The sequence below is a fragment of the Hydrogenophaga sp. genome (assembly GCF_965657535.1).
Taxonomy (GTDB): Bacteria; Pseudomonadota; Gammaproteobacteria; order Burkholderiales; family Burkholderiaceae_C; genus Hydrogenophaga.
Genome location: NZ_CBFHOP010000003.1, coordinates 168650 through 184227, shown reverse-complemented (window position 1 = coordinate 184227; position 15578 = coordinate 168650). Strand labels below are relative to the sequence as shown.

Sequence of the window (15578 nt, the reverse complement as noted above, 5' to 3'; positions counted from 1 at the left end):
GTCAGTTCTTCTGTGTGGGGGCGGCGGCCGTGTCGGGGGCCGCTGCTGCGGTGGAGTGGCTCAGGTCAGCGGGGTTGGGCAGGAGGTATTCGAGTCGGGCCCACAGACGGGCCGTCGAAAGCTGCACCTCGATGCGTTCCATCTCCAGCGCCAGGGCCATGCGCCGCGCCGCGAGCACATCACCCAGCCGGGCGTTGCCGCCGCGGTAGGCGGCCAGCGCCAGTTGCACGCGTTGGCGGGCCAGCGGCAGGCGCTCCTGGTCGAGCAGCGCGAGCTGGGCCAGACCTGCGCGCCAGGTGACCTGCCAGCGCGCGGTTTCAGCGAGCGTTTCGCGGGCGCGCTCTTCGCGCTCGGCGCGCCATTCATCGACACGTGCCAAGCGCGCGGCCAGTTCCCGGTCCTGGCGTTGTGTCCGGTCCCACTGCAGCGGGACCGACACGGCCAGCGACACCATGTTGGCGTAGCGGGGGCGGCGCTGGCTGAACATCAGTTCGACGCTCCAGTCGGGCTGGCGTTCCTGCCGCGCGAGCTCGGCGTCGGCCTCGGCGGCGCTCTCGTTGGCGCGGAGCACCGCCAGGTCCGGGTGCTGTTGCTGTCGAACCGCCATGTCGGTGTGGGTCAGCTCCTGCGGAGCCCCTTCGGGCGCGGCAGCCAGGGGTTGGTCGGCAGGCGTTCCGGTCCAGCGGGACAGCGTCTGGCGAGCGTTCTTCAGATCGGCTTCGGCGCCCAGCAGCGCCTGCTCGGCCTGGGCGACCGCGTCGCGCGCGTTCAGCCAGTCTGCGGGTTGCGCCCCCGCGCCATCGGGCTGACCGCTGCGCACCGAGGCCTCGGCGGCCTGGGCCAGCAAGCGGCTTTCGGCCAGTTGTGCGCGCAACAGCGCCACGCGCTTTTCTTGCGCCTGCCGCTCCAGCCAAGCCAGGGCGGTGTCGCGCTGCACATTGGCCGCGCGCTGGACGCGTGTTGCCCGTGCCACGTCGGCCTCAGTTTCGAAACGCTGCGTGCGGCTTTGGCGCTTGGCGTGGCTGGGCAGCGCCTGCATCAGCGATACCGATTTGCTGGTCATGAAGTCCCGCGTGGTGCTGAAGCGGTCTTCGCCTTCGATGGGCAAATTTTCCAGCGACAGCCGCAGCACAGGGTCGGGCCGTTGACCAGCGGCCACGGCGGCCTCGCGCGCCGAACGGACTGCTGCATCCTGCGCGCTCAGGGCCTGCGAGCGCGACAGCGCAGCCTGAACCGCCGTTGAAAGCTCCAGCGGCCCGTCGTCCGATGCCCGGGCAGTTGAAGCCAGACCCAGCCACAAGGCGATCAGCAGGGCTGCGGTGTTGACGATGTGTTTGGGCGCAATGGTGCAACCCACCGGCTTTGCACGCCGGTTCATGCCCGTTGGAAAGGCTTGCATGTCTGTGCTCCATGAAGATGAACATGGGCTGCGCGCGCCAAAGGCGTGCAGCCACGTCACGGACTGGGCAACTGCCTCAGCAGCGATGCGCAGTCCGGATCAGTGGAGTCAGAGCGTGGGAGGCCGCCAGACGCTGGCGGGAGCGCCGTCGGGGGGCGTGGGTGAGCCGATCACAAGCAGGACGCTCGACGGCTGGGTCTGGATGACAGGCTGCGAGAAAGGCACCATCCAGCCGGTGGGGGCCTGACATTCCTGGCCGGTTTTGCAGAGTTTGCCGGTCAGCGCATAGGTCGCCGCGTCGTTGCAGCAGTCGCCAAGGTCGGCCGTCTGTTCGATGTCGCCGTTGGCAGGTATTGCTTCCTGCATGACCATCATTTCGCCCATGGGGCACGGTGCCCGCACACCCGCGCCCGCAGCCCACCCCTGGAGTGAGATGCTCAGACATAGCAGGAGGGCGACGAGCAGGCGCATGAGCGGATTCTAGGACGATGCGTCCTGCGTGGGAAAGCTCAGGCAGAAGGTGGTCGCCTGATCGTTGGACGCCACCGATGCCGATCCGCCGTGGGCTTGCATGATGGCTTTGGTGATGGACAGGCCCAGACCCGTACCTTCTGAATCGGGGTTGCTGCGCGACTTCTCGGCCCGGTAGAAGCGGTCGAACAGGCGCGGCAGGTCGGCTGCGGGGATTGCGGGACCGGCGTTATGCACGCAAAGCTGGATCTGACCGTCGCTAGGAGTCACCGACACCCGTACTGGCGCGTTCAGCGGCGAGTACCGTATCGCGTTGGACAGCAGGTTACTGATCGCGCGACGGATCATCAGCCGGTCGCACACGATGTGCGCATTGCCATCCGCTTCGAGGGCAATGTGCTTCTCCTCCGCCAGCGCTTCGTAAAAGTCGAACAGGTCCAGTACCTCGTCGATCAGCGACACGGTCTCGCGGTGCGGTAACTCGATCCCGTGCTCGGTCTTGGCCAGGAACAGCATGTCGGAGACCATGCGGCCCAGTCGCTGCAACTCCTCGGCATTGGACGCCAGGATGTCCTGGTACACGCTCACGTCCCGCTTCTGCGCCAGCGACACCTGGGTCTGAGTCAGCAGGTTGTTGATAGGGGTCCGCAACTCGTGCGCCAGGTCGCTGGAGAAGTCCTGCAGGCGAGCAAAGTCCGATTGCAGGCGTTCCAGCATGGTGTTCAAGCTCTGCGCCAGGTCGGCGAATTCCGCCGGCACCGCGTCAACGGGCATGCGCTGGTCCAGCTTGTGGGCTGTGACCGTCATGGCGCGCTCTCTCATGACGCGCAAGGGTTCCAGGCCACGGCGGGCGGCCCACCAGCCCAGCAGACCGCTGATCAGGATCGCGCCTATCAGGTAGAGCGCAAGGGTCTGCCTGAGCGACTGCATGAAATGGGTGTGGTGCTCTGTGTCCAGCGAGATCAAAAGTTCAAGTGATGCGCCGTCACTGGCCTGGCCCGTCCATGTAGAGGGAGGCCGAATGGCCGCCCTCAGGCCGCGCAGCGTTTGGTCACCGGCCGTCCAGTCGAATGTGCGCCCATCTGTTCCGATGGATGACGGCAAAACGGAAAACACCGACCCCTTTTCGCCATACACCTGCCCCGCGCTGCGGCGCAGCTCGATGAACAACCCGTGGTGACTCGTCAACAACTCATCGAGGCGGGTGGCCGCAATTTCCGGTGAGCTTGAATCACCGACGATGGTTTGCACCAGGTCGATCTTGTCCTTCAGGAAATCTCTATCGAGTTCGACAAAGTGCCGACCTACGGCTATCGACACCAGAAGACCCAGCCCGACCAGAACGCAGGCCGATACCAGGGTATACAGCGCGGTCAAGCGCGCTGTCAGCGACAGCCGGCCGAGCATCAGTGGGCGTCCTCGGGTGCTTCGAGAACGTAGCCCATGCCGCGCACGGTCTGGATCAGGCGTGTTTCAAAGGCATCGTCCACCTTTGCCCGCAAGCGCCGCATGGCCACTTCGATCACATTGGTGTCGCTGTCAAAGTTCACGTCCCACACCTGCGAGGCGATCAGGGAGCGAGGCAGCACCTCGCCATGGCGGCGCATCAGCAGCTCCAGCAGGCCGAATTCCTTGGCCGTCAGATCGATGCGTTTGCCGGACCGGGTCACCCGCCGGCGGAGCAGGTCGAGCTCCAGATCGGCGACTTTCATTGAAGTGGGCTCCATACCTGTGCGGCCACGCCTGAGGATTGTCCGGACCCTGGCCAGCAACTCGGCAAACGAAAACGGCTTGACCAGGTAATCGTCGGCCCCCAGCTCCAGGCCCTTGACGCGGTCTTCGACCTGATCGCGTGCCGTGAGGAACAGCACGGGCATCTGTCGCCCCTGACTGCGCAGGTTCTTGAGCACCTGCCACCCGTCCATGCCGGGCAGCATGACATCCAGGATCACCAGATCGTGGTCCCCCTCCAGGCCATGGTGCAGACCGTCCACGCCGTTGGTGACGAGGTCCACGGCAAAGCCGGCCTCGCGCAGGCCTTGCCTGAGGTAGTCACCCGCTTTGGGCTCGTCTTCAACGATCAGAATTTTCATGTTCACATTCTCCTGACCGCGAGTTTGCCCGTACCGGAGCGGGCGTGACGAAAGCTGACATTTTTGTAATCCGGCCGACAGGGAAGTGACGAACTCGCCTCGCCAGAATCCGCACCACTTGATCCACATCAAAAGGAGCGATTGCAGTGAAATCTTTGTTCAGTCATCGAGCCACGAACCAGCTGCTGGTGGCGGGCCTGTTGGCCTTCCCATTCGCGCTGGCTGCGCAGACCGCCGGCCCAACGCAGGAGGCCGACTGGCGACGTGCCAATGACGCGGTGGGAGCGTTCAAGCGCGGCCATGCCGACGTACTCAAATGGGAGCAGGCCAATGCGGGCGCAGCCAACGCTACGCCGAGCAGCGCCGTAGGTGTTGCCATCCCCACCGCAGAGGTGGCGGTTCGCATGGCCTGGACGGTGCATCGCGATCTGGCCCGTGCGTTGGCTCGGCTGGGTCCGAAGAACGAACAACTGATCGCAGAAGGCCGCTGGACGGAACTCGACCCCAGCCTGCAACGCCGCGTCGAGGATGCTGGCGAGGTGCTGGAAGTGGCTGCGGCGGGGCGTAAAGCCTGGATCGAAACCGTGGCAGCCCAACAGGTCCTGAAGCACCAGCGTGACATGCTGGAAGCCGCGCAGGCGGCCTATGAACTGGGTCAGCGCATGGTAACGGTGGGCAACTGGAGCAAGCTGCAACTGTCTCCCGTTCAACTGGCTGCGTCCAATGCACGCATGAATCTGAGGCGAGCGCAGCAAGCCGCCTCCCAGGCGCAGGCCAATCTGGTCAAGACGATGGGGCAAACGGGCCTTCAGGATGGTTTTGTGCTACCGGACCAGCTGCCTGCCATCCCGGCGCAACCCATGACAGCAGCGGACTTGCAAAAGCGCGGTGAAGCAGTTCGCAACCAGTTGCCAGACGCGGAAGGCCTGCGCAACCGTGCGCTGTCCAAGTCGGCCATCAGCGTCTACTGGGCTGCCCATGCCTTTGCGCTGGACAGCCAGGGAGACATTCTGAAAACCCGTGAGTTCATTACCGAAGAGACGGTGCTGCACTACAACGGCATGCTCAAGAGCGTATGGGACTTGCTGGACGAGGTGCGCAACCAGTCCCAGGCTACCGTGGACGCCATCGGTGCGCAGCGCGACTTCTGGATCGCTGAGACCGATCTTCAGTGGGTCCTGCAAGGCGGAGAACCCGACAGCTTCGTCTCGCTGGGTGGTGCCGGTGGAGATGCCCCAACCGCAGCCGCACATTGAAAGGATTGACCACATGACCAATACCAACACCAATTCCAGACGCCAGTTTTTCGCAGGTGCCGCCGCCTCTGTGGCCGGCCTGGCTGTGGCCCGTTCTGCACTGGCGGGTTTGCCGGAGCCCGTCATCCAAACGTCGGTCGACACCGCACCGCCGCTGATTCCGCAGACCGGCCGGCCCTACAACCCAGTGGTCACGCTCAACGGCTGGACCTTGCCCTGGCGCATGAACAACGGCGTCAAGGAATTCCACCTGGTGGCCGAACCCGTGGTGCGCGAGGTCTCGCCAGGCTTCAAGGTCAACATGTGGGGTTACAACGGCCAGAGCCCAGGCCCAACCATCGAGGTGGTCGAGGGCGACCGCGTGCGCATCTTCGTGACCAACAAGCTGCCCGAGCACACCACCATCCACTGGCACGGCCAGCGGCTGCCCAGCGGCATGGACGGCGTGGGTGGCTTGAACCAACGCGCTATTCCCGTGGGCAAGACCTATGTCTACGAGTTCGAGGCACGGCGCCCTGGCACCTTCATGTACCACCCGCATGCGGACGAAATGGTGCAGATGGCCATGGGCATGATGGGCATGTGGGTGACCCACCCCAAGGCCAAGCACCCGCACATCAGCGAGGTGGACCGCGACTTCTGTTTCCTGCTCAACGCCTTTGACGTGGAGCCCGGCAGCAAGACGCCCAAGGTCAACACAATGACCGACTTCAACATCTGGTGCTGGAACAGCCGGGTGTTCCCCGCCATCGACACGCTCAACGTGCGCCTGAACGACCGCGTACGCATCCGTGTGGGCAACCTCACCATGACCAACCACCCGATCCATCTGCATGGACACGAGTTTCTGGTGACTGGCACGGACGGTGGGCCGACTCCGCCCAGCACCCGCTGGTACGAAGTGACCACCGACGTGGCAGTCGGGCAGATGCGCCAGATCGAGCTGATCGCCGACGAAGAGGGCGACTGGGCTATGCACTGCCACAAGAGCCACCACACCATGAACGCCATGGGACATGCCGTGCCCACCATGATCGGTGTGGACCACCGCGGGCTGGTCAAGAAGATCCAGAAGGTCGCACCCGACTACATGCTGATGGGCGAACGCGGCATGGCCGACATGGGCGAAATGCAGATGCCCATTCCCGACAACACAGCGCCGATGATGACCGGCACTGGCCAGTTCGGCCCGCTGGAAATGGGCGGCATGTTCACGGTCTTCAAGGTGCGCAAGGACCAAAAGCCGGGTGACTACAAGGACCCGGGGCCGTACAAGTTCCCCGAGGGAACCGTGGCCTACGAATGGAACGGTGCACTTCCACCGACACCACGCCCTGCGGCCAGCGCTGACACGACACCGGCCGCCGCCACGGCGATCAAACCCACTGCCAAAGGTATGTCCCACTGAAATGGGCCATTGAACGCCTCACCGCCGTTTTTCTTCAACCGTTTCCCCAACCAAAACCCAAAGGACAACCATGAAATCCGTCAAGTTCAACTTCACTTCCCGCGCTGGCTTTGTTTTCGCTGCCGCAGCATTGGCCGCATCGGCTGCTTTCGCTGGTGGCACCCATGGCGGTGGGCACGATGAATCGCCTATCGGCGAACCGGGCGTCGCAGCCAACGTCACGCGCACGATCGAGGTGGACGCCGCAGACAGCATGCGGTTCACGCCGTCGAACGTGTCGGTGAAGAAGGGCGAAACCATCCGTTTTGTCATCAAGAACTCCGGCAAGGTGCCGCACGAGTTCAGCCTCGGCACGGAGAAGGAACTCAAGGAGCACTATGAGGTGATGAAGAAGTTCCCGACCATGGAGCACGAAGAAGCCAACAAGATCTCACTCAAGCCCGGCAAGCAGGGTGAGGTGATCTGGCGCTTCACCAAGCCTGGTGTGGTGAATTTTGCCTGTCTGCATGTGGGTCACTACGAGGCAGGCATGAAGGGGCAGGTCAAGGTAGCCGCAAAGTAAGCCGCTTCCAATCGGCGTCAAAGCAACTCAACGACAAGGATTCACGATGAAACTGCGACTGGTACTGAGCACAACCGCACTGGCCTTCTCGGCTTTTGCCATCAACCCCGTGTTCGCCCAGATGAACATGGACCACGGAAAAATGGGTATGGCGACAGCGCCCGCCATGACCGATGGCGAGGTGCGCAAGATCGACAAAGACGCCGGCAAGATCACCATCAAGCACGGTGACATCAAGCACATGGACATGCCCGGTATGACCATGGTGTTCGTGGCCAAGGACAAGGCCTTGCTGGACAAGACCAGCGTCGGGGCCAAGATTCAGTTCATGGCCACGAACGAGAACGGCCAGATGATGGTGACCGACATCCAGCCAGCGAAGTGATTCTTCAGCGCGCATGTTTCCTCCGTCCAGCTGCGGTCGTTCTGGCTCTCGTCGGGGCTTCCGCAGCCTTTTCCTGGTGGCGATCTGCGGACCTCTTCCGGCCAGATCCTGTCGGGATGCTGCGCACGGATGACACTGCGATGCTCAAGCGGGGGGCGCTGATTTATCAGGCCCGCTGCGCAAGCTGCCACGGCGTCCATCTGGAGGGGCAAGCCAACTGGCGCGAACGAGGCGCCGATGGGCGATTGCCTGCACCTCCCCACGACGGAAGCGGCCACACCTGGCACCACCCGGACGATGTGCTGATCCGCATCACCAAGGAAGGGGTGGCGAAGGCCGTTGGCATGCCCGACTACGCCACCAACATGCCTGCCTTTGGCAGTTCGCTCAGCGATGCCGATATCGTGGCCGTGCTGTCCTGGATCAAGTCGCAATGGACGTCAGAGACCCGACGTCACCACGACGACATCAACCGCCAGGCGCTGCAGCGGCTGCCACGCTGAATCTGACTTTTTTGTCATCTTCGGGTCATCTTGGCGACCCGGGCCGATTCCTACAGTGACCCCATGGCATCCCGCCATGCGTTCCGTCACGAAAGGAAATAGACATGTCCGCCTTGATCCGAACCCTCCTGTCCGTGGCTGTCGCCGGTTCGGCGTTCTCCGCCGCAGCGCAGCAAACAGCCGACCACACCCAGCACCACCCGTCCAACTCGGCAACCAGCAGCGCGACCGAGCAGGCCACACCTCAGGTAGGTATGCCCATGAGCATGTCGTCGACGCCGCAGATGCAGCAGCACATGCAGGAGCACATTGCCACGATGCAGGCGCTGCGCGCCAAGATGGCGGTAGCCAAAACCCCTGCTGTGCGTCAGGCACTGATGGCCGACCACATGAAGGCCATGCTAGAGGGCATGGACATGATGAAAGCCATGAGGCCCATGGGCGACATGTCTGGCATGCAGGGGACGGGGACCCCGGGCGTCGCCACGCCAGACCTGACCCAGCGGCATCAAATGATGGAGATGCGTATGGACATGATGCAGAACATGATGGAAATGATGATGCAGCGCATGCCAGCCGCAGCGCCCAACTGAATGCGGAGGTGACGCCATGTTCTTCGATCATGGGTACTACATGGGTGGCATGCACACCTTCTGGTGGGTTTTCTGGTTGATCCTGTTGGGCATCGCCGTCTATGCGATCTGGTCACCGGGGCAGCGCGCACGGCGATCAGAGCGTGAGTCACCGCACGAGTTGCTGCAGCGACGCTTGGCCAAAGGCGACATCACCCCCGAAGCCTACGAACAGGCGAAGGCGCTGCTGGACCGGGATGTTGGCAAACCCTGAGCGCAACGAACGAAGGAGCAAGCCATGAACCCACCACGGCAAACCCACGACCGGCCCACGTCACCGTGGCGGCGGCCCCTGACACTGGCCGGGGCGACCGCGGTGGTGATCGCCGTGTTCTACCTGTTGCGGGAGCATTGGGGCCACGTTCTGGGTTGGTGGCCCTACCTGCTCTTGATGCTCTGCCCGCTGATGCACCTGTTTCATGGGCATGGAGGACACAGCGCCGGCCACGTCTATTCACACAACAATAACGACCGCTGAACCATGGAACATTCCCACACCCACGTGCATGTTCCGGGCACCACGGCGGCTATGCCAGCCGAGGACTCGACGGCTACCAGGCCCTTGGCGACAGAACCCGTCTACACCTGTCCCATGCACCCCGAGGTGCGCCAGTCGCATCCCGGCAGCTGCCCCAAGTGCGGCATGACCCTGGAGCCCTTGCTGCACGAGCTGGGGGAACAGGAGAACCCCGAGCTCCAGGACTTCCAGCGGCGCTTCTGGTTGACGCTGCCACTCACCATTGTTGTCACCGTGCTGGCCATGTTCGGACACAGCCTGGCCTGGTTCGACATGGCGATGCAGAGTTGGATCGAGCTGGTGCTCTCGGTGCCGATCGTGTTGTGGGCGGGCTGGCCATTCTTCGTCCGCGGCGCGCAGTCGATCGTGAACCGCAACCCCAACATGTGGACCCTGATCGGTCTGGGCACAGGTGCGGCCTTTGTATACAGCGTGGTGGCCACGGTGGCCCCGCAGGTCTTCCCCGATTCATTTCTCTCCATGGGACGCGTGGCCGTCTATTTCGAAGCGGCCGCGGTGATCATCTCGCTGACCCTGTTGGGCCAGTTGCTGGAGATCAAGGCCCGTTCGCAGACGTCGGCAGCGATCCGTTCGCTGCTGGGCCTGACACCCAAGACCGCAAGGCTCATCGTTGCCGACGGCCAAGAAGAAGACGTGCCGCTGGGCCACGTGCACGTGGGTGATCTGCTGCGTGTGCGACCTGGTGAAAAAGTACCGGTGGACGGCACCGTGGTCGAGGGCAGCAGCGCGCTTGACGAGTCGATGCTCACCGGAGAGCCGCTGCCGGTGATGAAAAGGGTGGGCGACAAGCTTATTGGTGCCACGCTCAACACCAGTGGCGCGCTGGTAATGCGCTCTGAACACGTGGGCTCGGCCACCGTACTGGCGCAGATCGTGCAGATGGTAGCCATGGCGCAGCGCTCGCGAGCACCCATGCAGCGCATGGCCGATCAGGTGGCGGGCTACTTCGTGATCGGTGTGGTGGGCATTGCGCTGCTAACGTTCTTGGGGTGGGGCCTGTTCGGGCCAGAGCCGAGCTGGGTCTACGCGCTGATCAATGCGGTGGCTGTCCTGATCATTGCCTGCCCCTGTGCGCTGGGCTTGGCCACGCCCATGTCGATCATGGTGGCGACTGGCCGTGGTGCCGGCAGTGGAGTCCTATTCCGGGACGCGGCTGCGATCGAGAACCTGTGCAAGGTAGACACACTGATCGTTGACAAGACCGGCACCCTGACGGAAGGCAAACCCAGGTTTGAGCGGGCCATTGGTACGGCGGACTATTTGGACAGTGAAGTGCTGCGCCTGGCGGCCAGCCTGGACCAAGGCAGCGAGCACCCTTTGGCATCGGCTATCGTTGCTGCGGCGAAACTGCATGGACTTGCACTGGAAAAGCCCGAACAATTCGACTCGGCCTCGGGCATCGGGGTGCGCGGCGTGTTGGGCGGTCTGGCACTGGCATTGGGCAACAAGGCCCTGATGGACCAGCTTGGTGTGGACACTTCGGCGCTGGCGGACGATGCTGAGGCCATGCGCGGTCAGGGTGCGAGCGTGATGTACTTGGCTGTGGATCAGCAACTGGCCGGACTGCTGGCGGTGTCGGACCCGATCAAGGCGACCACCGCCGAGGCACTGGCGTCGCTGCGAAACGCGAACATCCGCGTGGTGATGGCAACTGGCGATGGCCTGACAACGGCGCACGCTGTGGGTCAGCGCCTAGGTATTGACGAGGTGCATGGTGAAGTCAAGCCCGCCGACAAACTCCAGCTGGTTGAACGGCTCCAGGCCGAGGGCAGTGTTGTGGCCATGGCGGGCGATGGCATCAACGACGCGCCGGCACTGGCCCGTGCCGACGTCGGCATCGCCATGGGCACCGGGACCGATGTCGCCATGAACAGCGCGCAGCTCACTCTGGTGAAGGGCGACTTGCGCGGCATCGCTACCGCGCGCGAACTCTCGGTGGCCACCGTGGCCAACATGAAACAGAACCTGGTGTTCGCCTTCGTCTACAACGCCTTGGGCATCCCGCTGGCCGCAGGGCTGCTCTATCCGCTCACCGGCTGGCTGCTGTCGCCGATGATCGCTGCGCTGGCCATGAGCCTGAGTTCGGTTTCGGTGATAGGCAATGCCCTGCGCCTGCGAGCCGTCGCAACTCAGCGCGGCGCTCCACACCCGGGCCCTTGATCATGGACATTGTTGCCCATGGGGTTTGGGTGGGACTCGGTGCCGTGTGGATGCATCGGCATCGGCGCTTGGACCGTCGCACCGCCGCCCTGGCGGTCGGTATGGCGGTGGTGCCTGACCTGATCCAGTTGCTGCCTCTGGGATACCTGGCACTGGTCACTTCCGATGGCTGGTCCGTTCTGCAGGCCTATGCCAATGCCCTGCCTGGCTACGAACCCGCGATGTCTCCCGTCCTCTCGAAGCTGACCCATCATCTGCATTGTGTGATGCACAGCGCCTTGGTGGCTGGTGTGGTCACTGCTGCCTGCTGGGTGTGGCTGAGGCGCCTCTGGCTACCTTTGCTGGGCTGGTGGACTCACATCCTGATCGATGTCTTCACCCATTCGGCTGATTTCTACCCATCACCCGTTCTTTATCCGGTGACCTATTGGGGGTTCGATGGCATCGCCTGGAACACACCTTGGTTCATGGTGGTCAACTATCTGGTCATGTTGGCTGTTGCCACAGTGATGTTCCGTCGCAAATAGAAAAGCCACCCCAAGACAGAGTGGCTGTTTCTGCGCAGAAGTCGCGATCAGTTGTGGTGACCCTTGCGCGCCAAGATATCAAGGCGAGCGACTTCGTTGCCCACCGTGCTGATCTTCTGACCGTCCACCGATTGAACGACTTCTCCCTTGGCGAGGTATGCAGTGCGTCCAAATTGGTTGGCTTTGGCCATGTTCCCGTCCTTGAAAACGTACAGGGTCTCACCATTGACAAGTGGGACCGTCTGCTTGGCCTCGGATTGAGCTGCATCCATGGCGAAAGCCGGGAGGGCTGCGGCGAGCGAAAGGACGACGATGTTGAATTTGCGAATCATGGTTGCTCCTGAAAGTTTCACGTTGATCGGGTGATGCAACGAGGTACCGTGTACAGGTGCAATGTAGTGACGGGAGGGTGACCGCAGGCTTGCCTTCCGATGACAGTTTTGACTGCTATTTGACCGCGAACCTACCGCCCCTGGCGATTGATGTGGCTGCTGAACTGGTCAGCGCGGCTGGAACGCAATGATCCCCATGCCCAACAAGGCGACAGCTGCACCGGTCACATCCCATGCTGAAGGTCGGACACCATCCACCGCCCACAACCACGCGATGGCTGTGCCGATGTACACCCCACCATAGGCCGCGTACACCCGCCCCGAGGCCGCATCGTGCAAGGTCAACAGCCAAGCGAACAGCGCCAGACTGGCCGCCGCAGGGAGCAGCAGCCAGATTGAACCGCCCTGGCGAAGCCAAAGCCAAGGCAGGTAGCAGCCCACGATCTCGGCCAATGCGGTGGCGACGTACAGCAAAAAGGTCTTCATGGTCGGTCAGTGCGCAAGATGGGCATGGCACGCGCAGGCTTCGCCATGCGCGGCTGCCACCAGCTCCTTGAGAATGCCGCAGTCTGTGCCTTCGTCGTCACAGCGGCCACAACTGGCCTTGAGCAGCAACAGCTGCTTCTCCAGCGCGCGCATGCTCTTGAGCCGCGCGCGCACCTTGTCGATCTGCTCCTGCACCAGCCGGTCCACGTCCGGGTGCGGCTCGCACGGTGCGTCCAGCGCGCCCAGCAGGCGGCGGATGTCGGCCAGCGGCATCTCCAGCGCGCGGCAGTGGCGGATGAAGGCCAGTCGCTCCAGGTGGGTGCTCGCGTAGTCGCGGTAGCCGTTGTCCTGCCGGGCCGGTTCCGGCAGCAGGCCTTGTTTTTCGTAGTAACGGATGGTGTCTACGTCCACGCCCGTGGCCTCGGCCAGTTCCTTGATGCGCATGGGGTTTCTCCGGTCGATGGGATTGAGGGCTTGACTCTGGAGCGGCTCCAGGGTTTTCAATACCGGCATTCTGAAGGAGTTTTCATGTCGGCCCAATGCTGTGATCACGACCACACCCCATCGACTCGCGATTGCGGGAACGCGACTCATCGCCATGATCCAACGCAAGCTCAAGATCATCAGCATGCACACGAAGAAGGCGGGGCGGCGGTTTGCTGCGCATCCGCCCCAATCCCCACCAGCCCAATCAGTGCGCCACAGCTCACCTCCGACGGTGTGCGCACGGCCATCCGCATCCTGCAGATGGACTGTCCGACCGAAGAGGCGCTGATCCGCAAAAAACTCGGTCCGATGAGCGAGGTTCGCCAGTTGGACTTCAACCTGGTTCAGCGGGTTCTGACCGTGGTGCACGCACCCGGCTCGCTGGAGCCGGTGCTGGAGGCAGTGCGCTCGCTGGGGTTTCAGCCCGAACTGGCTGAAGCCGGTGCAGCACGTACACCTGCCCGCGAAACCCCCAAGCCCTGGTGGCCGCTGGCGCTGGCTGGTGTCGCTGCCATCGCCTCGGAGGCCGCGAGCTGGGCCGGACTTCCTGGCACCCTCGTGGCGGCGCTGGCCATCGTTGCCGTGTTGGGGTCGGGTCTGACCACCTACAAGAAGGGGTGGGTGGCGATTCGCAATGGCAATCTCAACATCAATGCGTTGATGAGTATCGCTGTCACCGGTGCGCTGGCGCTGGGTCAGTGGCCCGAGGCGGCCATGGTGATGGTGCTGTTCACGATCGCCGAGCTCATCGAGGCAAAGTCGCTTGACCGGGCCCGCAACGCCATTGAGGGACTGATGCGTCTGACGCCGGAGCAGGCGACGGTGCAGCAGAACGATGGAAGCTGGCAGTCCGTGGAGGCCAAGTCTGTGGCGGTGGGCAGTCTGGTACGGGTGCGCCCTGGTGAACGCATCGCGCTGGATGGCAGCATCACCAGCGGACGTTCTACTGTCAACCAGGCGCCCATCACGGGAGAAAGCCTGCCTGTTGACAAAACGGTTGACGATGCTGTGTTTGCCGGCACCATCAACGAGTCCGGTTCCTTTGACTACCGCGTCACGGCCGCAGCAGGCAACAGCACGCTGGCGCGCATCATTCACGCGGTCGAAGAGGCGCAGGGCGCCCGGGCGCCCACACAGCGGTTTGTCGACCAGTTCGCCCGCATCTATACGCCCGTGGTGTTTGCCATCGCCTTGGCCGTGGCGGTGCTGCCCCCGCTGTTGATGGGCGGAGCCTGGCAGGACTGGATCTACAAGGCACTGGTGCTGCTGGTCATTGCCTGCCCCTGTGCCCTCGTGATCTCGACACCTGTGACCATCGTCAGTGGTCTGGCTGCCGCAGCCCGGCAAGGTGTGCTGATCAAGGGAGGGGTGTATTTGGAAGAAGGGCGCAAGCTGCGGTGGCTGGCCCTGGACAAGACCGGCACGATTACCCACGGCAAACCAGTACAGACCGATTTTGCGCGGCTTGACGACTTGGACGAGGCGCGGTGTCTGCAACTGGCGGCCAGCCTTGCGGGGCGCTCGGATCACCCGGTTTCCCAAGCCGTGGCGGCTTCGGCGAATGCCCAGGGTGTCGAACGAGAGGCCGTGGACAACTTTGAAGCCTTGCCCGGTCGCGGTGTGAAGGGTGTGATCGGTGGCACGGTTTACCGCTTGGGAAATCACAGACTGGTCCACGAACTGGGCTTGTGCACCCCGGACCTGGAAAATCGGCTCGATACGATGGAACGGCAAGGCAAGACAGTGGTCATGCTGGTCGACGAACAGCGGGAGCGGGTGCTGGCCCTGTTCGCTGTGGCCGACACCGTGAAGGAAAGCAGTCGGGCCGCTATTGATGAACTGCATCGCCTGGGTGTACGGACCGTGATGTTGACCGGCGACAACGCGCACACCGCCGAGGCGATCGCCCGACAAGTGGGCATAGACCAGGCGCATGGCAACCAGTTGCCCGAAGACAAGCTGCGCGTGATCGAAAGTCTTGGCCGCGAAGGAGTGGTCGGCATGGTCGGTGACGGCATCAACGACGCTCCTGCGCTGGCCCGCTCAGACATCGGGTTCGCCATGGGCGCCATGGGCTCTGACACGGCCATCGAGACAGCCGACGTTGCCTTGATGGACGATGATCTGCGGAAGATCGCCACCTTTATCCGACTGTCCAAAACCACTCACACGGTGCTGGTGCAGAACATCACGCTGGCGTTGGGCATCAAAGCCGTGTTTCTTGTGCTCACCCTCATGGGGCTTGGCACCATGTGGATGGCCGTTTTCGCTGATGTGGGTGCCAGTCTGCTGGTTGTTGGCAATGGACTGCGCTTGCTGCGCCGCTGAAGGGAACCAACA

18 protein-coding genes are annotated in these 15578 nt (G+C 63.1%); 11 read left to right on the top strand and 7 right to left on the bottom strand.

Features of this window, described 5'->3' with window-relative positions:
- Position 1: 1 nt before the first annotated feature.
- From ACTG4K_RS06105 to ACTG4K_RS06090, 4 genes are all read right to left on the bottom strand, one after another.
- Positions 2 to 1399, bottom strand: a complete 1398-nt coding sequence (locus ACTG4K_RS06105; protein ID WP_439113306.1) for a TolC family protein — start codon at positions 1397 to 1399, stop codon at positions 2 to 4.
- A 108-nt stretch (positions 1400 to 1507) separates the two neighbouring features.
- Entirely contained in the window at positions 1508 to 1870 is a 363-nt protein-coding gene (locus tag ACTG4K_RS06100) for a hypothetical protein (RefSeq protein WP_439113305.1), read from the bottom strand.
- Positions 1871 to 1879: 9 nt separating this feature from the next.
- Positions 1880 to 3277, bottom strand: coding sequence for a heavy metal sensor histidine kinase (locus ACTG4K_RS06095; protein ID WP_439113304.1), 1398 nt, complete (start codon positions 3275 to 3277; stop codon positions 1880 to 1882).
- Positions 3277 to 3963, bottom strand: coding sequence for a heavy metal response regulator transcription factor (locus tag ACTG4K_RS06090; protein WP_439113303.1), 687 nt, complete (start codon positions 3961 to 3963; stop codon positions 3277 to 3279). Before ACTG4K_RS06090 ends, ACTG4K_RS06095 begins: the two co-directional genes overlap by 1 nt.
- A gap of 146 nt (positions 3964 to 4109) precedes the next feature.
- Between ACTG4K_RS06090 and ACTG4K_RS06085 the strand changes: the two genes are divergently transcribed.
- From ACTG4K_RS06085 to ACTG4K_RS06040, 10 genes are all read left to right on the top strand, one after another.
- Positions 4110 to 5219, top strand: coding sequence for a TolC family protein (locus tag ACTG4K_RS06085; protein ID WP_439113302.1), 1110 nt, complete (start codon positions 4110 to 4112; stop codon positions 5217 to 5219).
- Between the two features lie 13 nt (positions 5220 to 5232).
- On the top strand, positions 5233 to 6627 hold the full coding sequence (locus ACTG4K_RS06080; protein ID WP_439113301.1) for a multicopper oxidase family protein: 1395 nt from the start codon (positions 5233 to 5235) through the stop codon (positions 6625 to 6627).
- A gap of 70 nt (positions 6628 to 6697) precedes the next feature.
- Entirely contained in the window at positions 6698 to 7189 is a 492-nt protein-coding gene (locus tag ACTG4K_RS06075) for a cupredoxin domain-containing protein (protein WP_439113300.1), read from the top strand.
- A 46-nt stretch (positions 7190 to 7235) separates the two neighbouring features.
- Entirely contained in the window at positions 7236 to 7574 is a 339-nt protein-coding gene (locus tag ACTG4K_RS06070) for a copper-binding protein (protein ID WP_439113299.1), read from the top strand.
- Between the two features lie 140 nt (positions 7575 to 7714).
- Positions 7715 to 8077, top strand: a complete 363-nt coding sequence (locus ACTG4K_RS06065; RefSeq protein WP_439113298.1) for a c-type cytochrome — start codon at positions 7715 to 7717, stop codon at positions 8075 to 8077.
- Positions 8078 to 8181: 104 nt separating this feature from the next.
- Positions 8182 to 8670, top strand: coding sequence for a hypothetical protein (locus ACTG4K_RS06060; protein WP_439113297.1), 489 nt, complete (start codon positions 8182 to 8184; stop codon positions 8668 to 8670).
- A 16-nt stretch (positions 8671 to 8686) separates the two neighbouring features.
- The gene (locus ACTG4K_RS06055) at positions 8687 to 8923 is read left to right on the top strand and encodes an SHOCT domain-containing protein (protein ID WP_439113296.1); all 237 of its coding nucleotides are present in this window, start codon (positions 8687 to 8689) and stop codon (positions 8921 to 8923) included.
- Positions 8924 to 8947: 24 nt separating this feature from the next.
- The gene (locus ACTG4K_RS06050; RefSeq protein ID WP_439113295.1) at positions 8948 to 9187 is read left to right on the top strand and encodes a DUF2933 domain-containing protein; all 240 of its coding nucleotides are present in this window, start codon (positions 8948 to 8950) and stop codon (positions 9185 to 9187) included.
- Positions 9188 to 9238: 51 nt separating this feature from the next.
- The gene (locus tag ACTG4K_RS06045) at positions 9239 to 11407 is read left to right on the top strand and encodes a copper-transporting P-type ATPase (RefSeq protein WP_439113581.1); all 2169 of its coding nucleotides are present in this window, start codon (positions 9239 to 9241) and stop codon (positions 11405 to 11407) included.
- A gap of 2 nt (positions 11408 to 11409) precedes the next feature.
- Positions 11410 to 11934, top strand: coding sequence for a hypothetical protein (locus ACTG4K_RS06040; protein ID WP_439113294.1), 525 nt, complete (start codon positions 11410 to 11412; stop codon positions 11932 to 11934).
- A gap of 47 nt (positions 11935 to 11981) precedes the next feature.
- Here ACTG4K_RS06040 and ACTG4K_RS06035 read toward each other — a convergent pair whose 3' ends face one another.
- The 3 genes from ACTG4K_RS06035 to ACTG4K_RS06025 all read right to left on the bottom strand — a co-directional run bounded on the left by ACTG4K_RS06035 (position 11982) and on the right by ACTG4K_RS06025 (position 13196).
- Entirely contained in the window at positions 11982 to 12266 is a 285-nt protein-coding gene (locus ACTG4K_RS06035) for a CopK family periplasmic copper-binding protein (protein ID WP_439113293.1), read from the bottom strand.
- Positions 12267 to 12434: 168 nt separating this feature from the next.
- The gene (locus ACTG4K_RS06030) at positions 12435 to 12752 is read right to left on the bottom strand and encodes a YnfA family protein (RefSeq protein ID WP_439113292.1); all 318 of its coding nucleotides are present in this window, start codon (positions 12750 to 12752) and stop codon (positions 12435 to 12437) included.
- 6 nt (positions 12753 to 12758) lie between these two features.
- Positions 12759 to 13196 (bottom strand): Cd(II)/Pb(II)-responsive transcriptional regulator, encoded by a 438-nt coding sequence (locus tag ACTG4K_RS06025; protein ID WP_439113291.1) that lies wholly within the window; start codon positions 13194 to 13196, stop codon positions 12759 to 12761.
- A gap of 84 nt (positions 13197 to 13280) precedes the next feature.
- Here ACTG4K_RS06025 and ACTG4K_RS06020 point away from each other — a divergent pair, with 84 nt between their 5' ends.
- Positions 13281 to 15566: a heavy metal translocating P-type ATPase gene (locus ACTG4K_RS06020; protein ID WP_439113580.1), complete on the top strand. Its 2286-nt coding sequence runs from the start codon at positions 13281 to 13283 to the stop codon at positions 15564 to 15566.
- Positions 15567 to 15578 lie beyond the last annotated feature (12 nt).